We start from the raw sequence: 21,938 nt of genomic DNA, 5'->3' as shown, positions 1-21,938 counted from the left end.
AGAAAAACCTTTTTGAGCGGCAATTCCGTGATCCGGACCAGCCGGTTTTATGCCCGGTGCGCTGCGCAAAAAATTGGCAACGCTTGCTTTTGGCAGGACGCCAGCGGCGTTATTTTTCCCAGCCGGTTGTTTTACCCCCGCGAGAGCAATAATTATTTTGCGATCGCCTCTTCCAGTCCGGTGCTGATACCGTCCACCGTTACATTTTTATCGATTTTCTGGATCAATCCCTGTAAAACCTTACCGGGGCCAACTTCCGTGAATCGCTTTGCGCCGTCGGCGATCATGGCCTGAACGGATTGCGTCCAGCGGACAGCGCCGGTGAGCTGGCTGATGAGATTCTTCCGTATCTCCGCGGGATCAGTCACGGCTTTGGCTACAACGTTCTGGTAAACGGGGCAGGAAGGCGTGTTGAAGGTGGTCTTCTCAATAGCGGCCTGCAGCTCCGCCTGGGCGGGGGCCATCAGCGGGGAGTGGAAAGCGCCGCCCACCGGGAGGATCAGCGCCCTTTTTGCGCCGGCGGCCTTCATCAGCTCGCAGGCTTTCTCCACTGCGGGCACCGTGCCGGAGATCACCAGCTGGCCGGGACAATTATAATTGGCGGGCACCACGATGTCGTCTGTGATGGAAGCGCATATCTCTTCTACTTTGGCGTCGTCCAGCGCGAGCACGGCGGCCATGGTGGAAGGCGTGGCTTCGCAGGCTTTCTGCATGGCATTGGCGCGGATGGCTACCAGCCGTAATGCGTCTTCAAACGCAAGGGTATTATTGGCCACGAGGGCGGAAAACTCACCGAGGGAATGGCCCGCCGTCATATCCGGTCTGGGATTGTCGAGGCAAAGGAAAGCGATCACGGAATGCAGGAACACAGCGGGTTGCGTTACTTCCGTGCGTTTGAGGTCTTCCTCCGTTCCGTTAAACATGATGTCTGATATCCGGAAACCCAGGATCTCGTTGGCTTGCTCAAATAAAGCTTTGGCCCTGGCATTGTTGTCATATAAACTTTTGCCCATGCCCGGAAACTGTGAACCCTGACCTGGAAATACGTAAGCGTGCTGCATATGGCTAATAATTATCTGTTTATCAGTGTGCAAATATATATAAAAAAATATGGTTTAATCCTCTGTCAAAAAAAGGCACAGAATTAAACCATGTTCTGAATAAAAAATTCATTTTACCGGCCGATCAGCTTCATGAACTCCGCGCGGGTGGCGCCATGTTCAAACTGTCCGGAGAAAGCGGAGGTGGTGGTCCAGGAGTTTTGCTTTTGCACGCCGCGCATCATCATGCAAAGATGCTGCGCTTCGATCACCACCGCCACGCCCTGCGGTTGCAGCGTATCCTGGATGGCGTCCAGTATCTGGTGGGTCATGCGCTCCTGCACCTGCATGCGGCGGGCGAATACGTCCACTACCCTGGCGATCTTGCTCAGTCCCGTGATATAACCGTTAGGAATATACGCTACGTGCGCTTTCCCGAAAAAAGGCAGCATATGATGTTCGCACATCGAATACAACTCAATATCTTTTACGATGACCATCTCGCTGTATGCTTCCGTGAATTTTGCACCGTTGAGAATGGCTTTTGCATCGGCCTGGTATCCCTGGGTGAGGTATTGCATGGCTTTCGCCATACGTTCCGGTGTTTTCAGCAGGCCCTCCCGCGTTGGATCTTCCCCCAGCAATGCGATGCATTCCCTGTAACTGTCCATCAAACCGCTCGTAATCTCTTCGTCGAATGATTCTTTCTTGTTATATGCCATGTGCTGTTGATTATCAATTATTTTCCACCGTAGTATTCCACGTAGATCTTCGGTGTTTCATGCAGGCGGATGCAATGCAGCTGCACGGTATCGGGCAGATGTTGCTGTAATTGCTCCCAGATGGCGATCGCTACGTTTTCTGCGGAAGTGAACTTGTCCTTCATAAAATCCACATCCATATTCAAGTTTTTATGGTCCAGCTTCTCCACGATCACATCCTTGATGAGCACGCCTAAGGTTTTGGCGTTGAATACGAAACCGGTTTCCGGGTCCGGCTCGCCCTTGACGGTCACATGCAGTTCGTAGTTATGCCCATGCCAGTTGTCGTTAGCGCATTTGCCAAAGACTTCCAGATTCTGCTCCTTGCTCCACTGCGGGTTGAATAGCTTGTGTGCCGCATTAAAATGCTCCACGCGCGTTAAATAGATCATTTTGTACTCCTGTAAATTTCTGCAAAAATAAACTAAATCGATGAGAGTACACGGCTGAAGGGCTTAACTTTACAGTATGAAAGTACTCATCACCGCCGCCACGCTGCCGGAAATAAAGCCGCTGGCGGACTGGCTGGAACAGGAGAGAACAGACGGGAAAGAGATAAAAGTGCTGATCACGGGGATCGGCATGTTCAGTACGGCCTACCAGTTAGGCAAACATCTGGCGGCGGAGCGCCCGGATCTCGCCATACAGGCCGGGATAGCAGGGTCTTTCCGGCGGGACTGGGCGATTGGCGATACCGTGCTGGTAAAGCAGGAAGTGCTCGGGGACCTTGGCGCGGAAGATAACGGTCAGTACCAGGATTTGTTCGACATTGGCCTCTGGCAGTATGATATGCCGCCGTTTACACATCATCATTTAATCAATACATTACAGCGCCTCCCCGCCGGGGCTCATCGGTTACTGCAAGGCACCGGGGTGACCGTTAACACCGTTTCCGGCTCCGCCCCCACCATCGCAAGGCTGGAACAAAAATACCAGCCTGACCTTGAAAGCATGGAAGGCGCCGCTTTTCATTACTGCTGCCTGCAGGAAAACATCCCCTTCCTTCAGCTTCGCGCCATCTCCAACTACGTAGAGGTGCGGGACAAAAGCAAGTGGAACATTCCGCTGGCTGTACAAAATCTGAATAACACCCTCCGCAGCCTGCTGCAGGAGCTTTAAAATACGGAAACATGCACCTCACACTAGGATTCTCTCCCTGCCCGAACGACACCTTCATCTTCGACGCACTCGTCAACAAAAAGATCAACACCGGCGATCTCCACTTCGATGCACAACTGGAAGACGTGGAAACGCTCAACCAGTGGGCCATGCAGGGAAAGCTCGCCATCACCAAGCTCAGCTTCGCGGCCGGACTGAAAGTAGCGGACCAATATGAACTGCTCAACAGCGGCAGCGCCCTGGGCAGAGGCTGCGGCCCCCTGCTCATCGCACGGAAAGACATCCCGCTTGCCGACGTAAAAAACCTCACCATCGCCATCCCCGGAGAAAATACCACCGCCAACCTCCTTTTCAGCATCGCCTTCCCCGGCGCCGTCAATAAAAAGATCATGATCTTCTCCGACATCGAACAGGCAGTGCTGAACGGCGATGCAGACGCCGGCGTGATCATCCACGAAAACCGGTTCACCTATCAGCAAAAAGGATTGGTAAAGCTGATCGACCTCGGCGAATTCTGGGAATCCAGAACGGGACAACCCATTCCGCTCGGCGGCATCTTCATCCGAAAAGACATTCCCGAAAACGTCCGCCAGCAAGTAGACGGGCTGATCCATCAAAGCCTGCAACATGCGTTCGCGCAATATCCCGCACTATCGCCTTACGTAAAGGCACATGCGCAGGAGATGGATGAAGCGGTCATGCGTCAGCATATCGATCTGTATGTGAACGAATTCAGCCTCGACCTCGGAAAAGAAGGCTGGACGGCCATCGCCAAACTGAAAGAGATGAGCGGGCAGCCTGTATGAGATATCAATGCTACGTCTGCGGCATTGCCCGCCCATTGCATACTTCCGCCCCATTTCCGGTAGCTGGAACGCGGCTGCTTCCATGCAGCCAATGAGGAAATCATCAGCCAAGCGTCAACATACTGTTTACCAAAACCCGAACTTCATTTACCCCAAACGGAGATTAACATCCGGTTTCCCGCTATGGTTTGCATTTCTCCCTTAGTGGTCGGCTTATGTATGCAATTTTGTGAACCATTCACAAACTGACCTAGAAATGCAAAAAAAACATTGTTGGATATTTCCGCTTTCCCTCCTGTTGCTGACAGCCTGTTCAAAAGGTTCCGGCCCCAATGACACGCCCGTTGAACCGGAGCCTTCCGGCGTGAAGACCGGCGTTTACCGCGTAGTGAACCTGGTAGCAGACACCACCGCCAATTCCTCCGGCAACGCCGTTTCCATGTACTACAGCCTGGAAGAGAACAAAGTAGTGCCCGAATCACAGCGGCAGACCGGCAACTGGGATATCGTTTTCTACGGTATTTATAACAGCAGCGTTTTTCCGAACAACGGCGCCGCACAAGGCTCGCCGGGGTATGGCGGTCCGGGTAAAGCGCAGATCTACCTGGTGACAGACCGGGAATTCGATGCGCAATACTATGACACCACGAATTTCAAACCGCATACCCTTCCCATCCCCCAATCATTATTCCCCGTGGCTTTTGCGGCGGTGAAAACAGTGGATGAAAGCAGGTTCCGCACCCGCGACATCGGCCTCGATCACTTCCAGGGCGATCAGGACGGATGGGGATATTATGACTTCTACGGTTCGCTTTATCCCGACAATCCTAAAAAGGCGCACGTGGTGTACACCATGCCCCGCGTCATGATCGTCAAAACGCATAAAGGCAATTATGCTAAAGTGATGATCGAAAATATTTACAAGGACAATCCAGCGGACCCTGACCGCGACAACAAACCAGGCTTTGTAACCTTCACATATGCCATCAATAAAGAAGGCGGCAAAAACCTTGATATCAAACAATAAACAGCACAATGAACAAACATCTACGCCCCCTGCTGTCAGCATGCTGCATCGCTGCATTGCTGATAACAGCCTGTACAAAAACCGATACCATTGCCCCTCCGGAGCGCTCCCAGAGCAGAATGCTGGAATATAAGATCGTGAACGTGCAGGGCGACCCGATCATTGGTACGATCAATGATGAGGACAGCAGCATTACCGTATATCTGCCATTTTACCTGCAACTGTTGACACTGGAGCCGGAGATCACCGTTTCCACCGGCGCCACCGTGTCCCCCGCCAGCGGCACCCTGGTGGAAGACCTGCTGGACGTATTCCGGAACGGCCGCGAGATCAAATACATCGTAACCGGGAAAGACGGCAGCAAAAAAACATACACGCTGAACATCACCGTACAGCAGCCGCCCGTTGTATTGGAGGAGCTGTCTACGGCCGAGAGCATCAGGAATTACAACGTGCGCTCCACCACGCTGAGCCTCCGCATAACGCTGCAGGGTTCCGGGTTCAGTGAAAACCGGCAGTTGATGAAGATGGAAATGGTGGATGATGAGGGTAATATTTATCCCCTGGGCATTGCGACGAATAACTTCAACGACACGCAAAGCCTGAATATCAACCTCAGCAGAAATGACCAGGACCTGTTCAACAGCTTTGAAACTTCGAAGACGTTCCGCATAAGGGTGTATAACTATGCGCGCCAGGCTATCACACAATATCCCATCCAGATCACCAAAACCTGATTATTACATGAACGCTTATAAATCCATCAGCTTCGCTTTGCTGGGCATTGGCCTGCTGGCCGCCGCTTCCTGCAAAAAAGAAACAGCATACGCACCCTATCCGTATAACGACATACAATCCCTGCAAATCACCGCCGGCGATGAAACGATCAACGCCGCGATATCAGGCGACAGCATTATTGTTTACTGGCCGTCGTATATCGACAAACCGGAAAAGATCAGGCCGGAGATCACCGTATCTGAAAATGCCACCGTAACACCGGCTTCCGGCGCTGAAACAGATTTTGTGACCGGCGCGAAATACAGTGTTAAAGCGCAGAACGGCGATGTAAAAGATTACTTTCTGAAAGTAGTGATCAACCAGCCACCGATCCAGCTTGCCGAAGCGGAATACCTCACTTACCTCGTGGAAAAAGGAGGCAGCTATACGTTCCCCAACGGCACTTACCTCCGCTATGTGATCCCCGACCCGGCCGTTACCAGCTTCTATATCATAGACAGCACGGATACCGAACACCAGCTGGAGATCAGCTTTACGGAAGGCGATCACGACATGGTGGTAACAGTGCCCGATAATAATACATTCAAAATGGGCGGTCACAAGATCAGGATCGTCAGCGGTACGCAAACCGTCATTTCCGCGAATTACGTTTTTGGCATCGTCTACCCGGCTTCCCTGAAAGGAACGGCCGATCCGCTGACCACATCCATCGCGGTAAAACGCGGCGGGGAGATCACGTTTACCGGCTCGGGGTTCTTTGAAATGAAGGAAGCGGTTGTTCACACCTACGATGCCAACGGCAACGAAAGCGAGCTGGCTACCCTGGAACTGGTGTCTTATACGGCAACGGCGGCCACCTACCGTGTGCCGGCCAGTTTCCCCCTTGGTACGCGCGAGATAGGATCGTATACCGCCGGCAGCGTGAACATCGCCCTGCGCACCTCCGACTATTTCAGCAGCTGGAGCTGGTACGATCCGCCCAAAGTGACCTTACCGCTTAATGCGCCTTTTGATGGCAGCCTCACGCTTACCGTTACCGAGTAAAACCTTATTTATTCATAGCATTCAGCAACGTCTAAACCCTTTGTTTATCACATTCATTAAATCCTTTTTATGAAAAGAAACATCCTCACCCAATCGGCGCTGACCATTTGTTCCGGTGCGTTGTTGTTCTTCGCGTCCTGCTCCAAGAATAATGACGACATCGTTGCCGGTGAAAGAAAGATAACCATTGAAGACGCCCTTTCTCTGACAATCCCGAACGGCGACAGCGCAACATTGAGCAATAACGGTTCACAAGGCAAAATCTATAATAACGGCGGTATCTATACCGTGAAGAACTTCAGGCAGGCTTACACTTCCGGCCCCGGCCAGCCTGCAGACGGCAATTTCTACTGGGATTTCCCGAACAATGACGCGGGCAACCCCGGCGCGCATTCCATTAAATTCAGCGGGGTAGCTACCGGTGATATCTCTGCTAAAACCGGCAGCGAAATACGTTTCATCGATGAGCCGTTCAGCTCCGTGTCTTACGGCGACTGGACTTCCGCCAATACACCGCAGCCCTCTGCCTCCGGCAGCGGGTTCATTGGCATGGACGATGTAATCAGCTTGCTCGGCAACCCGATACCTTCTGCTGTTGAAGCTTTCGCGAACGGCGCGGGATGGTATATCTATTTCTGGGATGATCATACGGTGGAACCCGTAACAGACAGAACGATGCTTTGGAAGAGCGGCACTACTATCTTCAAATTCGAGATCACTTCTATCTATCAAAACGGAGTAACAGGCGGATCATTCCCGTACTATAACTTCCGCTATCAGCAACTGACACCCTGATAACCCGGACGTTGCTGTACCGGGGCTGACCAAAGATAATGGTCAGCCCCCTTTTTATGGCGTCAGCCTTCATTTTTCAATGCCTTCCCATACACTTCCAGCGCCCGCTGCCGCGCTGCATCATGCGCTATAATGGCGGATGACATATAAGCCGGCTCGTCCATCTCCGGCACCCAGCGGCGCACATATTCCAGCCCTTTATCGAATTTCTCCGTTTGCAAAGCCGGGTTGAACACCCTGAAATAAGGCGCCGCATCACATCCGCTGCCGGCTGCCCATTGCCAGTTGCCGTTGTTGGACGCCAGCTCGTAATCCAGCAGCTTTTGCGCAAAGTACGCTTCTCCCCACCGCCAGTCGGTCAGCAAATGCTTTGTTAAAAAACTGGCCGTGATCATGCGGACGCGGTTATGCATAAAACCCGTGGCATTCAGCTCCCGCATACCCGCGTCCACGATCGGGTAACCGGTTGCTCCCCTGCACCAGCGCGCAAATTCTTCTTCATTGTTCCGCCATTGAATGGCATCATACGCCGGCCGGAAAGAGCGGTGCACCAAATGCGGGAAATGCGATAGTATCATCTGATAGAACTCCCGCCAGATCAGTTCTTTCAGGTAGGTTTGATTCAGCTGCCGCGCTTTCCGCGCCAGTGCGCGGATGCTGATGGTGCCAAAACGCAGATGCACCCCGAGGCGCGAGGTGCCTTGTTCCGCGGGGTAGTCGCGGGTTTTGTCGTAATGCCTGATCAACGCATCCTCCGGCGTACTGTCCGGGAAATTACGCACCGTTTCCTCAAACCCGATCGATCGCAGGGACGGAACCGGGATCACTTCCTGCTGATAAAAAACGGTATGGTATTCTTCCGTGGGATATGAGCGCAGGTGCCTGTCATCCAGCTTGGACAGCCATTTTTTGCTGTAAGGCGTAAACACCGTGTAGGGTTCACCGTTATCCTTTACCACTTCGTTTTGTTCGAAGATGACCTGGTCTTTATAGCTGTGAAAGGAAATTCCGCCGGCTTCCAGGAGCTTTGCCACGGCGGCATCGCGGTTGCGGGCATAGGGTTCGTAGTCATGATTGGTGTAGACGGCTTTCAGCGGATATTTTTGCATCCAATGGCGGAATGCAGCTTCCGGCGTTCCGGAAAACACGTCCAGCGTACTTTTCAGCGGCTTCAACTGCAACTGTATATTTTCCAGCGCATCGTGGATGAACTGCAAACGCCTGTCTGCTTTATCTTCCAGATCATCGAGGATGTTCGTATCGAAAACGAATACCGGCACAACCGGGAAGCCGCTGCGCAGCGCGTGGTACAAAGCGGCCTGGTCGTTCAGCCGGAGATCGCGGCGGAGCCAGCAGAGAGCAATCATAATACATGGTTTACAGCATGGCTTCGTGCAGCAGCTCGTGGAGAATGGCGGTATTGGCGTTTCCGTAGCTGGTACCGCGGAACTGCCCCACCCAGCGGATGCCGTAGATCGCGTTGGTCAGGAATACTTCGTCCGCCTGCTCAATATCCCGCAGCGTTAGCGGCTGCTCCTCCACTTTGAAAGGGAAGTCGGATTGCAGCAAATGTTTCCGCATCACACCGCATACGCATCCTTCGGTTTTGGGCGGCGTGATCACCCGTTTGCCATCTATAATGAAGATATTCGCGATGGTGGTATCCGCGGCACGGCCGTACTGGTTCAGCAGCAGCACTTCGCTGAGCTGGTGTTCTTTGGCGTACAGCGCGCCCAGCACGTAAGGGAGGCAGTTATTGGATTTGAGGGCGGACAGCTTGTCGCTGCTCTTCACGGCGTCGGGGAATACGCCGAGCGTAACGCCCACGTCATTCAACTCGAAAATATGCCGCGGCAGCCGCCAGCACTGGATCAGGAATTCCGGGCGATGGTCCACCGGATCATAGAACCCGGTGCCGGAGCGCCATACGGTGAGGCGTACACGCGCCAGCTGGCTCACGCCGTTCTCACGGCAAAGCTCCAGGATGAGCCCCGTAAAATATTCTTTTGTAAAGTGCGCGGGAATGTGAAAATGCAGGATATGCATACTGGCTATCAGCCTTTCAAAGTGAAGGTCCGCCAACAACAGTTGCCCCTGGTACACTTTCATGGTCTCGAAACATCCATCGCCATACCGGAAACTGCGGTTATCCACGGTCAGCAATGGCTTATCACCCGCCATGATTTTTCCGTTATAACACAATTGCATATTGTAAGTTACGAATTATAATACCATTTCGGGCACGTCACCGTCAACGATCAGGCGGCCGGCGGTTTTGGAGCGTATCTCTTCCACGCTTACGCCCGGCGCCCTTTCCAGCAGGCGGAACCCCTGCGGCGTTACCTCCAGCGCAGCCAGTTCGGTAACGATCTTCTTCACACAGCGCACGCCCGTTAACGGCAGTGAACATTGCGGCAGCAGCTTGCTCTCGCCTTTGGGATTGGTGTGCATCATGGCTACGATGATGTTGCGCGCGGAGGCCACGAGGTCCATGGCGCCGCCCATGCCTTTCACCATTTTGCCGGGAATTTTCCAGTTGGCGATGTCGCCGGTGTCGGAAACTTCCATGGCGCCCAGTACGGTAAGGTCTACCTTACCCGCACGTATCATGCCGAAGCTTTCCGCGGAATCGAAGAATGATCCGCCGGGCAGCACGGTCACCGTTTCCTTGCCGGCGTTGATGAGGTCTCCGTCGATATCTTCCTCCGAAGGATAAGGGCCCATGCCCAGCATGCCGTTCTCCGATTGCAGCATGATAGAGATGCCGGCGGGAACGAAATTGGACACCAGCGTGGGTATGCCGATACCCAGGTTTACATACATGCCATCCTGCAGCTCCTGTGCAATGCGTTTGGCGATTCCATATTTGTCGAGGGCCATAAGATCAGATTTTAACGGTTTTACGCTCGATGCGCTTTTCATAATTGTTTCCCTGGAAGATGCGGTGCACGTAAATGCCCGGCACATGTACCTGGTCGGGGTCCAGCTCTCCCGGCTGCACCAGGTGCTCCACTTCCACGATGGTGATGTTACCCGCCTTCGCCATGGACGTGCTGAAGTTGCGGGTCGTCTTGCGGAAAACAAGATTGCCCATCGTATCGCCCTTCCAGGCTTTCAGCAGGGCGAAGTCCGCATGCAGCGCCAGTTCCATCAGGTAATCCTTCCCGTTAAAGTTCCTGGTTTCCTTGCCTTCGGCGATCTCGGTGCCATATCCTGCCGGTGTGAAGAAAGCGGGGATGCCCATACCGGCCATCTGGATACGGGTAGCCAGCGTACCCTGCGGGATCAGGTCCACTTCCAGCTCGCCGGACAACAGCTGCCGTTCAAATTCGGCGTTCTCTCCCACGTAAGACGACATCATCTTTTTGATCTGCCGCGTCTGCAGCAAAAGCCCGAGCCCGAAATCATCTACGCCGGCGTTATTGGAAATACAAGTGAGGGAATGTACGCCTTTGCGTACCAGCGCGGAGATGCAGTTCTCCGGGATGCCGCAAAGGCCGAAGCCTCCGAGCATCAACGTGGCGCCGTTCGGAATGTCCGCCACCGCAGCATCCGCGTTTGCTACTACTTTTTTCATCCGTGTAATTTTCTTGTTCTGGTGTTCGAATTATACTAGGGTAAAATCAATTTCCGGATATCCTTGTTGGGCCAGCGCGTGGTATCTTTCGTCACCGGGTCCTTCACCGTGAGCGCGTCTATTTTTGCACGTTCCAGCGAATCTATCACAGCTTTTTTCCTGGCCAGCACCTCCTGCATGGCCTTGTACACTTCTTCCAGCCTGTCCGGGTGGCCTTCATAGAAGCGGTAGCTGCGCATGAATTCCTCCCTTGTCACGCCGTGTATCTGCAATATCTGCACGTAATACCGCTTTACATTCTGTTCGCGGATGGAATCGGCGATACGCACGGTATCCATCTGCTCCCGGCCGTATACGTCCGCGAAGTTCATATCGAGCAAAATATCCCGCATCTTTTCTTTTGGCAGCACATCTCCCGGCACCCTGTCCGCCTGGCCGCAGGCGAACAGCAATCCGAACAAAAGTACCGCCGCTGTCTTACGCTTCATGTGTTGAATCTTTATCGTAGTTGCTGATATTTATTGGCATTGGGCACATCCAGCTGCGCCATCATCTGCGCGGCCCGGGCTTTTTCCTGCGGCGGCGCGGCACTGAAAATCTTCAGCAGCTCATCGCTTTTGGCATTGAAGAAGACCTGCATCAGCATGGAGTTAGGCACATCTTCATGGATGGCCATGAGCATGTTGAGGCAATTCACAATAGCCGCCCTTCCCTTGCTCACATCCTCATACATCTGGTCCAGCCCCATGCGGTGATACTGGTACATCACATCGTGAAAGCGGCTGAACTTTACATTCAGCAGGTTGTCCTGCAGCCAGTAGCGGTTCCGGTTGCCTTCAAAGGCTTTCCATCCCGCAATATCCCTGCCATCCGGCGCATTGTTCACTACGTTGAGCGCCTTTTTAAAATAGGGATCGCCGCCGCGGGGCGAAAAGGAATCATAATCCATTCCCAGGATGATATAAATATAATAGGCGATGGTGGCGGTAAGATTGGATACCAGCGGATCATTGCCCACGATCCTTTGCTCATTGAATTCCAGCGGCTGGAACTCTACGTATTTGAACACGATGTTCGGGTCCTGCGTATTCAGCAGGCTGGAATTGTAGCTGGCGTTGAACACCGGGCGGGTGGCCTGTATGGTGAGCGTAGCCTTGTACGTATTATTGCCCGGCGCGTCCGTGATATTCAGCAGGAAGTTGCATTCGATGCGCTCCGCCGGCGTAAATGCATCGTCTGACCAGCGACGGTTGTTGATGAACTCCGATAGCGCGGTCTGCAGGGTGGTCAGTACTTTTCTGTCGGTGCCCGTGCTGAGTTTCGGGCCGGCCTGAACGGATACATTGGCCCGTAATTCCTGTGCATGGGCGGATGAAACAAAAACCAGGCAGAGGGAGGATAGCAGCAGGATGCGGATATGTTTAAGCATGTTGCAGATCGATTATTGCCAGAACTATATTACGCGCCACCTCCTGCTTGGATAACAGGGGAAGCGCCTTTTCCTTTCCGTCGGGCGACAGCAGCGTCACTTTATTGGTATCATGGAAAAAGCCGGCGCCCGCATCGTTGAGCGAGTTGAGCACCACCATGTCCAGATGCTTGTCCTTTAATTTCTTTAACGCATATTCGCGTTCGTTGTTGGTTTCAAGGGAAAAGCCGATGAGCAGTTGGCCGTTCTTTTTCTGCGCGCCCAGCGTGCGGGCAATGTCCGCAGTCTTTTCCAGCTCGATGCTCATTTCATCGTCCTTTTTCTTGATCTTGATGTCCGCCACTTTACGCGGGCGATAGTCTGCTACAGCCGCGGCCATTACGAGGATATCCGCGGCAGCGGCATGTTCCATGCAACGCTCGTACATTTCTGCCGCGGTTATCACGCGGGTGGTGGTGATGCCGCTATGCGTTGTGGAAAGCGGGGTGGGACCGAGCACGAGCTGCACGTTGGCACCCGCTTCCGCCAGCGCTTCCGCCAGCGCGATGCCCATTTTACCGCTGGAATGATTGCTGATAAAGCGCACGGGGTCTATCGGTTCCTGGGTGGGACCGGCGGACACGAGCGCTGTTTTGCCCGACAGGGGCTTGCCGGTTACAGGCGTACCGGAATGACCGCCGGATGCCGCTGCACCCGCCAGAAACTCACTCACATACGCCACAATAGATTCCGGTTCCGCCATCCTCCCTTCACCAAACAGGCCGCTGGCCAGTTCCCCTTTATGCACGGGCAATTGCCGGTGACCGTATGACAGCAGCTTCGCAACATTAGCTTTGGTAGCGGGATGCAGCCACATGTCCTCATCCATCGCCGGAGCGAAGAGCACGGGACAGGTGGCGGAAAGATATACGGCCAGCAGCAGGTTGTCGCAAATGCCGTTGGCCATCTTGGCAATGGTATTCACTGAAGCGGGCGCGATCAGCATAACATCAGCCCAGCGCCCGAGCATCACATGGTTGCTCCAGTTGCCGTTCTCGCTGACGTGCACGCCTACTTCGTGTTTCGACAGGGTGGATAACGTAAGCGGTGTGATAAAATCACAGGCGGCCGGCGTCATCATCACCTTTACTTCCGCCCCTTCCTTTACCAGCAGGCGCACAAGCAGGGCCGCCTTGTAAGCGGCGATGCTGCCGGTAACTCCCAATAGAATTTTTTTCCCTTGTAACATGCGGACAAACAAAAACGGCAGAATTGAAACATTCTGCCGCTATGAAGTTAGTATTTTGTAACGAGATCAGCTATACAGATCATCGTCATTCTTACGGAAATAGATCTTGTTGTCCAGGAACTCATTGGTAGCCTGGATAGCAGAATTGGCCAGTCTTTCGTAAAAACGGGAGATCTCGATCTGCTCCTTGTTCTCATGCACTTCTTCCAGGTTGTCCGTATGGCTGGCGAACTCTTCCAGTTTGGAATGCAGTTCTTCCTTTACGGTGATATTGATCTGGTTTGCCCTTTTGGCAATAATGGCAATGGACTCATACAGGTTACCGGTCCTGTTCTTGATATCGGTGGTATTCCTGGTTTCTACCCAGGGATTGATGCTACTGGATAGACTTCTCTTTAGTTTGCTCATTTTCCAGGGATTTAATGTTATTTTTTGCTAAGTTATAATATTTTTCGGCATCATCCTTCAATTTGCTGGAAGGATAGCGGTCCGAGAACTCCAGGTATTCATTCACCACGGTTTCGTAACGTTCCTTTTGCCTGGGCAGGATGCTGTTCTTGGCATACAGGTAATAGGCTTTGATGGCCATGTACTTGTAGCTGTCGCTTTTATCGGAATCCGGGTAGGCCCTCATCAGGCTTTTGAAGGAAACACCGGCGGATTTATAATGCCCGAGGTTGTAATACAGTTCGGCGGCGTTATAATCTTTCTGTTCCAGCTTCTTGCGCAGCAGCTCAATGATCACATTGGCTTCCGCGGTTTTTTCCGAATTCGGGTAAGAGTTGATGAATGTTTGCATGGAGGCGATCGCCTTCATGGTGTTGGTCTGGTCCAACGGCACTTTGGGAGAAAGCTTGTAGTAGCAATATGCCTGCTGGTAGTCGATCTCCATGGCGCGGGGGCTGCTTGGCAGCGCTTCCAGGTAGTTCTTGAAGTGGAAGCCGGCCTGCGTATAGTCTTTCAGGTAGAAAGAGCAATAGGCATATTTATAATATAGCCCCTCAAACTTCTCGGTACCCTTGAAAATGGGGATCAGCTCCTCATACAGCGTTTGCGCCATCTGGTACTTTTTCTTTTCGTACATCTTGTCTGCGTACGCCAGTTTCTTTTCCAGGTCATTGCTTTTTTCTATGCGCCGGAGTTCCCGGTTGCAGGATGCTGCGCTGACCAAAATCGCCAAAAGGCCCGTGTATAAGAGAATTTTCCTCATAAAAAAGAATCGCAAAGGTACGAATTAAAAGCAAATATTGATAATGAGGAAGAAAGGAGCCGTTAAAGTTTTGTAAAAATGACCGTTTGGGGCATTTATGCCGATGAAGGCGAATTCGTCAAAATTAATCAGCTGATAATCAATCTATTAAAATCCACCTCGACTTATCAACATTTTCTCACTCACTATCAACAATTTATCCACACAAACCTCCATTCTATTCACATCCCATTACACAAGTTGGCCCCGTAACCCGGTACACGACACAAAATTCTCCTGTGGAAAAAATATATAATGCATTTTTTCGGTTAAAAGTGGGAAAAAGTGTTATTTTGTGTTAGAAAATGGAAATCAGGTATTAAATCGAAACATGACGGGCTTTCTGGGCGAATATGAAGCAACGCTGGACGCCAAAGGGCGCTTCCTGCTCCCTGCCGGTTTTAAACGGCAGATAGCAGAAAGTGCGGGCAACCAGTTCGTACTGAACCGCGGTTTCGAAAAATGCCTGACACTGTACCCGATGAACGAGTGGCAGCCTATCCAGGAAAAGATCAGCAAGTTGAATGATTTTGATCCGAAAGTTAGGGAATTCCGCCGCTATTTTCTGAACGGTGCCACCATCCTGGAGCTGGACAGCGCCGGCAGGCTCAACATACCGAAGAACCTGATGGCGCATGCGGGGCTGGATAAAGACATTGTGCTCGCGTCCGCCAACAACAAAATTGAAATTTGGGATAAAAGTAAGTACCAGGAGTTCTTTGATAATTTTTCACCGGAAGCCTTCAGCAGCCTCGCACAGCAGGTTATGTCCGGCGATCTGCCAAACCTTGGATTGTAAAACGGGCGTATGGAAGCATCACAGTATCACCAGCCCGTTCTGCTCCGTGAAGTGGTGGAGCATCTGCATATCCGGCCGGACGGCACGTATGTGGACGCGACCTTCGGTGGCGGCGGGCATTCCCGCGCCATACTGGAGCAGCTTGGCCCGCAGGGCCGGCTGATCGTATTCGACCAGGACGAAGATGCCTACCGGAACCGGATCGTGGACGACAGGGTCACTTTCGTCCGCGAGAACTTCCGCCACCTGCAGCGTTTCCTCAAGCTCCACAGAGCTTTGGAAGCAGACGGCCTGCTGGCGGACCTCGGCGTTTCCTCCCACCAGTTCGATACCGGTGAGCGGGGATTCTCCACCCGGTTCGACGGGAACCTGGACATGCGCATGGACACCCGCAACGACCTCACGGCGGCGGACATCCTGCACACCTATTCCGAACAGCACCTGCTGCGGCTCTTCCAGGACTACGGGGAAGTCACCAATTCCCGCACCCTGGCGAGGACCATCGTACAGCTGCGCAAGGCCCATCCGCTACGCACCATCGGCGAATTCAAATCACTCATACAGCCCATCGTAAAAGGCAATCCTGCCAAATACCTGGCACAGGTGTTCCAGGCCCTCCGCATCGAAGTAAATGATGAGCTGGGCGCCCTGAAAGAACTGCTCACACAATCACAGCAGGCGCTCAAAACAGGAGGCAAGCTGGCCGTTATCACCTTCCACTCCCTGGAAGACCGGCTGGTGAAGAATTACATGAAAACGGGCAGCTTCGAGACCACGGACGATAATCCATACAGTTTCGAAAACCCGCCAAAGCTGTTCAAGCCGCTCACCAAAAAACCGGTGACGGCCACAGCGGCAGAGCTGAAAGCCAACCCGCGTAGCAGAAGCGCAAAATTGCGGGTGGCAGAAAAAATATAGCCGCAAACGTTACTTCCGTCCTATTGCCCTGTTTTACCGAAAGCATTAAAAATATTCAAACCTTGTATTGTGTTGCAGGAAGAAGAAAAGGACATAAAAGAAGAAGCCGTTGAGGATACACTGCCCCAGGAGCCCAAAAAAGAATGGCGCCTGCGGATCAACTACCGGTTGATCACGCAAAACCTGCCCTTCCTGCTCTTCCTGGCAGTCGTGGCCCTGGTGTACATCGCCAACAGCCACCTCGCCGAAAAGAAAGTGCGCCGCATCAACAAACTCAGCCGGGAGATCAGGGAACTGAAATGGGAATACCTGAGCGTGAAAAGCGAACTGATGTTCCGCAGCAAACTGAGCGAAGTCAGCAAAGCCGTTGAGCCACTGGGACTGAAAGAGCTGAATACGCCCCCGCAGCGGATAGAAGTGAAGCAGGCAACGGAAGAATAATTGATAACAAAAATATACTGACTAACCCGGCAATGGAGATCAAAAAAGACATACTATGGCGTGCGTACCTGTGCTTTATCGGCATGGCGCTCTTCGCTGTGGCTATCCTTGCCAGGGTGTTCTTCATCCAGCACGTGGAAGGGAATTACTGGCGCAGTATGTCGGACAGCCTCCATACCACTTATATGGACCTGGATGCGGACCGCGGAACGATCTACTCCGAAGAAGGCCGCATGCTGTCCACCTCCATCCCCTACTTCGATATCCGCATCGATTTCAAAGCAGACGGACTGCTGGATAAAAAGGGCGAAGTTTTCAAAAAGAATGTAGACTCCCTCTCCATCTACCTCGCCAACCTCTTCCGCGACCGCTCCGCCGCCGCATATAAAAGACTGTTGCAGGAAGGTTACAAGGACAAGGACCGTTACTTTCTTTTGAAAAAAGAGATCAAGTTCGATGAATACCAGGCCGTGCGTTCCTTTCCCATGTTCCGCCTCGGCCGCAACAAAAGCGGCTTCATCGCGGAAACGAAGAACAAACGCATCAATCCTTTCAAACTGCTCGCCAATCGTACGATTGGCCTTGCGCGTGAAAACGCACAGAACGTAGGATTGGAAAGAACATATAACGAACAGCTGAACGGCGTCACCGGTAAACGCCTCATGCGCCGCATCGCAGGCGGTACGTATATGCCGGTGGAAGGATACGACATTGAACCGGAAAACGGGAAAGATGTGATCACCACGCTGGACGTGAACATGCAGGACATCGCGGAGACCGCCCTCATGAACATGATGGTGCAGAACGAAGCGCAGCACGGCACCTGCATCCTCATGGAAGTGAAGACCGGAAAGATCAAGGCCATCGCCAACCTGGGCCGTCAAAAGGACGGCAGCTACTGGGAAGATATGAACTACGCCCTGCAGGTAGGCGAACCGGGCTCCACCTTCAAGCTGGCCACCATGATCGCCGTGCTGGAAGATGGCTTCGTTACGCCCAACTCCATCGTTGACCTGAATTACGGCAGATGGAAGGTAGGCCGGCGGACCGTTTACGACTCCGAGCCGCACCACCTCACCGCCGTTACCGTGAAAAAGGCGTTTGAGCGCAGCTCCAACGTAGGCATGGCAAAGCTGGCTTACCAGTATTATTATAAAACGCCGAACAAATTTGCCGAACACTTTAAAAGGCTGCACCTGGACGATAAAACAGGGATAGACCTCGTAGGTGAAGGCAGGCCGGTGATCAAGACCACCGAATCCCGCACCTGGAGCGCCACAACGCTTCCCTGGATGGCTTTCGGATATGAAGTGCTGCAAAGCCCGCTGCAAACGGCCATGCTGTACAACGCAGTAGCCAACGACGGCAAAATGATGCGGCCCTACCTCGTGAATGCCATCATGGAATATGGCAAGGCGGTGAAAGAATATCAGCCCGTTGTGTTGATGGACAGCATTTGCTCCTCCCGCACCCTCGGGCAGTTAAGGGATATGCTGGAAGGCGTTGTGCTGAACGGCACCGCCACCAAGCTGCAAACACCGTACTACCGCATTGCCGGTAAAACAGGTACAGCGCTGGTGGCGAACGGCAACCGCGGGTATGCGGACAAGATCTACCAGTCATCCTTCGCGGGATATTTCCCGGCCGATGATCCGCAGTACACCTGCGTGGTAGTGATCAAGAACAAGCCCCACGCGGCGAAGTTCTATGGCGGCTCCGTAGCGGGGCCGGTGTTCCGCGAGGTGGCGGACAAGTTATACGCCCTCGCGGTAAACAAGCCAAGGCCCGTGCAGGGCACGCCGGGGCTGGACACCCTGATGGCGCTCAAAGGCGGCAAAGGCAGCGAGTGGAAAAGCATTGTGGAAACGCTGCAACTGCCCTGGCAGGGAACGCTGACCAGCTCCAACTGGGTGAGTCCGGACGTGACCAATAAGAAGCTCAGCTTCCGCTCCATGCAGCAAGCGCCAGGCACCGTGCCGGACGTAAAGGGAATGGGGTTGAAAGATGCGCTCTACCTGCTGGAAAATGCAGGGCTGCGCGTGGTGATCAAAGGATCAGGGAAAGTTAGTATGCAGTCCCTCCCCGGAGGAAGCCGCATCAACAAAGAACAAACGATCGTCATCGAACTAAGCTGATAAACCGGCCACAAACAACGGCCGGCAACAACATATCAACCGGGCAGCAACAGGCCGTCCGGCAAACGAAAAAGAAGAATAACGAAAGAATGCGAACGCTGCGGGAAATATTATATAATGTCAACATCCTGGCCGTGCAGGGCAATACCGATATTGCCGTGCGCGCACTGGCTATTGATTCCAGACAGATCAAAGCCGGGGATGCTTTCATTGCCATGAAAGGCGCCGCAGCGGACGGTCACCAGTTCATTGCCAAAGCCATCGCGCAGGGAGCGGTGGCCGTTATCTGCGAAACCCTGCCGGATACCGCCGCTCCCGGAGTATGCTACGTGCAGGTGAGCAACAGCGCACAGGCGGGCGGCATCATGGCCGGCAATTTCTACGGCAATCCCTCCGCGCAGCTCACGCTGGTAGGCGTTACCGGCACCAACGGCAAAACCACCATCGCCACCCTGCTGTTCCGCCTCTTCACCCGGCTCGGGTACAAATGCGGCCTGCTCTCTACCGTACAGAACCAGATAGGCGATACCGTTATACCGGCCACGCATACCACGCCGGACGCCGTGAGCCTCAACGCCCTGCTGGCGGACATGGTGGCGGCCGGATGCAAGTATGCTTTCATGGAAGTAAGCTCCCATGCGGTACACCAGCAACGCACGGCGGGACTGCAATTCGCCGGCGGCATCTTCTCCAATATCACGCACGATCATCTCGACTACCATAAAACATTCGACGAGTACATCCGCGTGAAAAAATCCTTCTTCGACGGCCTGCCGGCAGGCGCTTTCGCGCTGACCAACGTGGACGACAAGCGGGGAAACGTGATGCTGCAGAACACAAAGGCCCGCAAAGCCACTTACAGCCTGCGCAGCATGGCGGACTTCAAAGGCAAGATACTCGAGAACAACCTCACCGGCCTGATCATGCAGATCGGGGAAAGAGAAGTGCACTTCCGCCTCATCGGGGAGTTCAACGCATATAACCTGCTGGCAGTATACGGCGCCGCCGTGCTGCTGGAGAAAGATAAAGACGATGTGCTGGCTGCCCTCAGCGACATCCAGGGCGCCGAAGGCCGTTTTGACTACATCGTTTCAAAGAGCGAACGCATCATCGGCATTGTGGACTACGCCCACACGCCGGACGCCCTGCTGAACGTACTGGCCACCATCAAGAACCTGCGGCAGGGACACGAGCAGATCATCACCGTAGTCGGCTGCGGTGGAGACAGGGATACCGCCAAACGCCCCGTGATGGCAGAAGTAGCGGCAGAGCACAGCGACAAGGTGATCTTCACGTCGGATAACCCGCGCACCGAAGATCCCGCCGCCATCATACAGCAGATGGAGGCCGGCGTGCCTGTTCATCAGCGTAAAAAGACCATTTCCATCGCGGACCGCAGGGAGGCCATCAAAACTGCCTGCAGCTTTGCCGGGCAGGAGGACATCATTCTGGTAGCGGGAAAAGGACATGAGAAATACCAGGACATCAACGGCGTAAAACATCCGTTCGACGATAAAAAAGTACTGGAAGAAATGCTGGAAATAATGGAAAAATAATCACGAAGCGATCACGATCATATGTTATACTACTTATTCAACTACCTGAAAACAGAATTCAACTACACCGGTACCGGCATGTGGCAGTACATCACATTCCGCGTAACGATGGCGCTCCTGTTGTCGCTCGTGATCTCCTTGTTGCTGGGTAAACGGATCGTGCGGTACCTGCAGCGCAAACAGATCGGTGAAGTGATCCGTGACCTCGGCCTCGCCGGGGAACACAGCAAAAAAGGCACTCCCACTATGGGCGGCCTGATCATTCTCGCCGCCATGGTGATCCCCACCCTGCTGTTTGCCCGCGTCATGAACGTATACATCCTGCTGATCCTGCTTTGCACCATCTGGTTAGGTTTGATCGGCTTTATAGATGATTATATCAAAGTATTTAAAAAGAATAAAGAAGGACTGGCCGGCAAGTTCAAGATACTCGGACAGGTAGGTCTTGGCATCATCGTAGGTTCCACCCTCTACTTTTCCGATAACGTGGTGATCTCCCGCGAGATCATGAACGGCAAAAAGCTGGCGCCGAACGAAAGGGTGATCAGCAGCACCGAACGGGTAACGGAAGACGGGCAGCGGTTCGTGGACGTAAAAACGCCTATCACCACCATTCCGTTCGTAAAGAACCACGAGTTCAACTATTCAAAGCTGATCTCCTGGATGGGCCCGAATGCGGAGAAATTCACTTTCATTCTCTACATCTTCATCGTGATCGTGATCATCACCGCCGTATCCAACGGCGCCAACCTCACGGACGGGCTGGACGGGCTGGCAACGGGCGTCTCGGCGGTCATCGGCATTTGTCTTGGCATCTTCACCTACGTAAGCGGCAACATCCAGTTCGCGGAGTACCTCAACATCATGTACATCCCGAATCTCGGCGAGCTGTCCATTTTCATCGCCGCGTTCGTGGGCGCCTGCGTGGGCTTCCTCTGGTACAACGCCTACCCGGCGCAGGTATTCATGGGAGATACGGGTAGTCTTGCGCTTGGCGGCATCATTGCATCCCTCGCCATCATCATCCGGAAAGAACTGCTGATACCCATCTTCTGCGGCATTTTCCTCGTGGAGAACCTCAGCGTGATGATACAGGTATCGTACTTCAAATACACGAAGAAAAAATATGGTGAAGGCAGAAGGGTCTTCCTCATGAGCCCCCTGCACCATCACTATCAGAAGCTGGGATATCATGAAAGCAAGATCGCGGTGCGGTTCTGGATCGTGACGGTGATGTGCGCGGTATTTGCGATCGCAACTTTAAAAATGCGGTAGG

The 21,938-nt window shown here is 53.2% G+C and carries 24 protein-coding genes; 12 read left to right on the top strand and 12 right to left on the bottom strand.

From position 1 onward, the window contains the following. Positions 1-152: 152 nt before the first annotated feature. From fabD to CCY01nite_RS11325, 3 genes are all read right to left on the bottom strand, one after another. Complete coding sequence (gene fabD / locus CCY01nite_RS11335; protein ID WP_146861198.1) at positions 153-1,061, bottom strand: ACP S-malonyltransferase; 909 nt, start codon at positions 1,059-1,061, stop codon at positions 153-155. 113 nt (positions 1,062-1,174) lie between these two features. Beyond that, positions 1,175-1,762 (bottom strand): GTP cyclohydrolase I FolE, encoded by a 588-nt coding sequence (gene folE, locus CCY01nite_RS11330; protein WP_146861195.1) that lies wholly within the window; start codon positions 1,760-1,762, stop codon positions 1,175-1,177. 17 nt (positions 1,763-1,779) lie between these two features. Continuing rightward, entirely contained in the window at positions 1,780-2,193 is a 414-nt protein-coding gene (locus CCY01nite_RS11325) for a 6-pyruvoyl trahydropterin synthase family protein (RefSeq protein ID WP_146861192.1), read from the bottom strand. Positions 2,194-2,269: 76 nt separating this feature from the next. On the opposite strand from CCY01nite_RS11325, the gene mqnB reads away from it, so the two are divergent. From mqnB to CCY01nite_RS11295, 6 genes are all read left to right on the top strand, one after another. Continuing rightward, positions 2,270-2,920 carry a futalosine hydrolase gene (mqnB, locus tag CCY01nite_RS11320; protein WP_146861189.1) on the top strand — a complete coding sequence of 217 codons (651 nt, stop codon included), beginning with the start codon at positions 2,270-2,272 and terminating at the stop codon, positions 2,918-2,920. 11 nt (positions 2,921-2,931) lie between these two features. Further along, positions 2,932-3,726 (top strand): 1,4-dihydroxy-6-naphtoate synthase, encoded by a 795-nt coding sequence (locus tag CCY01nite_RS11315; protein WP_146861186.1) that lies wholly within the window; start codon positions 2,932-2,934, stop codon positions 3,724-3,726. Between the two features lie 256 nt (positions 3,727-3,982). Continuing rightward, positions 3,983-4,753, top strand: a complete 771-nt coding sequence (locus tag CCY01nite_RS11310) for an HmuY family protein (RefSeq protein WP_146861183.1) — start codon at positions 3,983-3,985, stop codon at positions 4,751-4,753. Positions 4,754-4,761: 8 nt separating this feature from the next. Beyond that, positions 4,762-5,490: an SGBP N-terminal domain-containing protein gene (locus tag CCY01nite_RS11305; protein WP_146861180.1), complete on the top strand. Its 729-nt coding sequence runs from the start codon at positions 4,762-4,764 to the stop codon at positions 5,488-5,490. A gap of 7 nt (positions 5,491-5,497) precedes the next feature. After that, positions 5,498-6,535: an SGBP N-terminal domain-containing protein gene (locus CCY01nite_RS11300; protein ID WP_146861177.1), complete on the top strand. Its 1,038-nt coding sequence runs from the start codon at positions 5,498-5,500 to the stop codon at positions 6,533-6,535. Between the two features lie 69 nt (positions 6,536-6,604). Then, positions 6,605-7,330, top strand: a complete 726-nt coding sequence (locus CCY01nite_RS11295; RefSeq protein WP_146861174.1) for a hypothetical protein — start codon at positions 6,605-6,607, stop codon at positions 7,328-7,330. A 62-nt stretch (positions 7,331-7,392) separates the two neighbouring features. Here the strand turns inward: CCY01nite_RS11295 and CCY01nite_RS11290 are convergent, their stop codons facing one another. The 9 genes from CCY01nite_RS11290 to CCY01nite_RS11250 form a co-directional block, all read right to left on the bottom strand. Continuing rightward, on the bottom strand, positions 7,393-8,697 hold the full coding sequence (locus tag CCY01nite_RS11290) for a cryptochrome/photolyase family protein (protein WP_146861171.1): 1,305 nt from the start codon (positions 8,695-8,697) through the stop codon (positions 7,393-7,395). A 10-nt stretch (positions 8,698-8,707) separates the two neighbouring features. Next, the gene (locus tag CCY01nite_RS11285; RefSeq protein ID WP_186831017.1) at positions 8,708-9,511 is read right to left on the bottom strand and encodes an aminotransferase class IV; all 804 of its coding nucleotides are present in this window, start codon (positions 9,509-9,511) and stop codon (positions 8,708-8,710) included. Between the two features lie 42 nt (positions 9,512-9,553). Continuing rightward, positions 9,554-10,210 carry a 3-oxoacid CoA-transferase subunit B gene (locus CCY01nite_RS11280; RefSeq protein WP_146861165.1) on the bottom strand — a complete coding sequence of 219 codons (657 nt, stop codon included), beginning with the start codon at positions 10,208-10,210 and terminating at the stop codon, positions 9,554-9,556. A 4-nt stretch (positions 10,211-10,214) separates the two neighbouring features. Beyond that, on the bottom strand, positions 10,215-10,907 hold the full coding sequence (locus CCY01nite_RS11275) for a CoA transferase subunit A (protein WP_146861162.1): 693 nt from the start codon (positions 10,905-10,907) through the stop codon (positions 10,215-10,217). A 35-nt stretch (positions 10,908-10,942) separates the two neighbouring features. Further along, on the bottom strand, positions 10,943-11,395 hold the full coding sequence (locus CCY01nite_RS11270) for a DUF4296 domain-containing protein (RefSeq protein WP_146861159.1): 453 nt from the start codon (positions 11,393-11,395) through the stop codon (positions 10,943-10,945). A gap of 11 nt (positions 11,396-11,406) precedes the next feature. Next, the gene (gene porD / locus CCY01nite_RS11265) at positions 11,407-12,336 is read right to left on the bottom strand and encodes a type IX secretion system protein PorD (RefSeq protein ID WP_146861156.1); all 930 of its coding nucleotides are present in this window, start codon (positions 12,334-12,336) and stop codon (positions 11,407-11,409) included. Beyond that, positions 12,329-13,564, bottom strand: coding sequence for a bifunctional phosphopantothenoylcysteine decarboxylase/phosphopantothenate--cysteine ligase CoaBC (coaBC, locus tag CCY01nite_RS11260; RefSeq protein WP_146861153.1), 1,236 nt, complete (start codon positions 13,562-13,564; stop codon positions 12,329-12,331). Before coaBC ends, porD begins: the two co-directional genes overlap by 8 nt. A 66-nt stretch (positions 13,565-13,630) precedes the next feature. Then, complete coding sequence (locus CCY01nite_RS11255; RefSeq protein ID WP_146861150.1) at positions 13,631-13,972, bottom strand: DNA-directed RNA polymerase subunit omega; 342 nt, start codon at positions 13,970-13,972, stop codon at positions 13,631-13,633. Then, positions 13,941-14,744 (bottom strand): outer membrane protein assembly factor BamD, encoded by an 804-nt coding sequence (locus tag CCY01nite_RS11250; protein ID WP_246129913.1) that lies wholly within the window; start codon positions 14,742-14,744, stop codon positions 13,941-13,943. The genes CCY01nite_RS11255 and CCY01nite_RS11250 overlap by 32 nt, the downstream gene beginning before the upstream one ends. Before the next feature lie 400 nt (positions 14,745-15,144). On the opposite strand from CCY01nite_RS11250, the gene mraZ reads away from it, so the two are divergent. From mraZ to mraY, 6 genes are all read left to right on the top strand, one after another. Next, positions 15,145-15,612, top strand: coding sequence for a division/cell wall cluster transcriptional repressor MraZ (gene mraZ / locus CCY01nite_RS11245; RefSeq protein WP_146861143.1), 468 nt, complete (start codon positions 15,145-15,147; stop codon positions 15,610-15,612). 9 nt (positions 15,613-15,621) lie between these two features. Further along, a complete protein-coding gene (rsmH, locus tag CCY01nite_RS11240) occupies positions 15,622-16,530 on the top strand; it encodes a 16S rRNA (cytosine(1402)-N(4))-methyltransferase RsmH (protein ID WP_146861140.1) in 909 nt (302 codons plus the stop codon). Positions 16,531-16,599: 69 nt separating this feature from the next. Continuing rightward, a complete protein-coding gene (locus CCY01nite_RS11235; protein ID WP_246129912.1) occupies positions 16,600-16,971 on the top strand; it encodes an FtsL-like putative cell division protein in 372 nt (123 codons plus the stop codon). A 32-nt stretch (positions 16,972-17,003) separates the two neighbouring features. Further along, complete coding sequence (locus CCY01nite_RS11230) at positions 17,004-19,106, top strand: PASTA domain-containing penicillin-binding protein (protein WP_146861137.1); 2,103 nt, start codon at positions 17,004-17,006, stop codon at positions 19,104-19,106. A gap of 89 nt (positions 19,107-19,195) precedes the next feature. Beyond that, a complete protein-coding gene (locus CCY01nite_RS11225) occupies positions 19,196-20,662 on the top strand; it encodes a UDP-N-acetylmuramoyl-L-alanyl-D-glutamate--2,6-diaminopimelate ligase (RefSeq protein WP_146861134.1) in 1,467 nt (488 codons plus the stop codon). Positions 20,663-20,683: 21 nt separating this feature from the next. Then, entirely contained in the window at positions 20,684-21,937 is a 1,254-nt protein-coding gene (gene mraY / locus CCY01nite_RS11220) for a phospho-N-acetylmuramoyl-pentapeptide-transferase (RefSeq protein ID WP_146861131.1), read from the top strand. Position 21,938 lies beyond the last annotated feature (1 nt).

The sequence above is a fragment of the Chitinophaga cymbidii genome (assembly GCF_007992715.1).
Lineage (GTDB): Bacteria > Bacteroidota > Bacteroidia > Chitinophagales > Chitinophagaceae > Chitinophaga > Chitinophaga cymbidii.
This window is presented reverse-complemented; position numbering and strand designations above follow the sequence as displayed.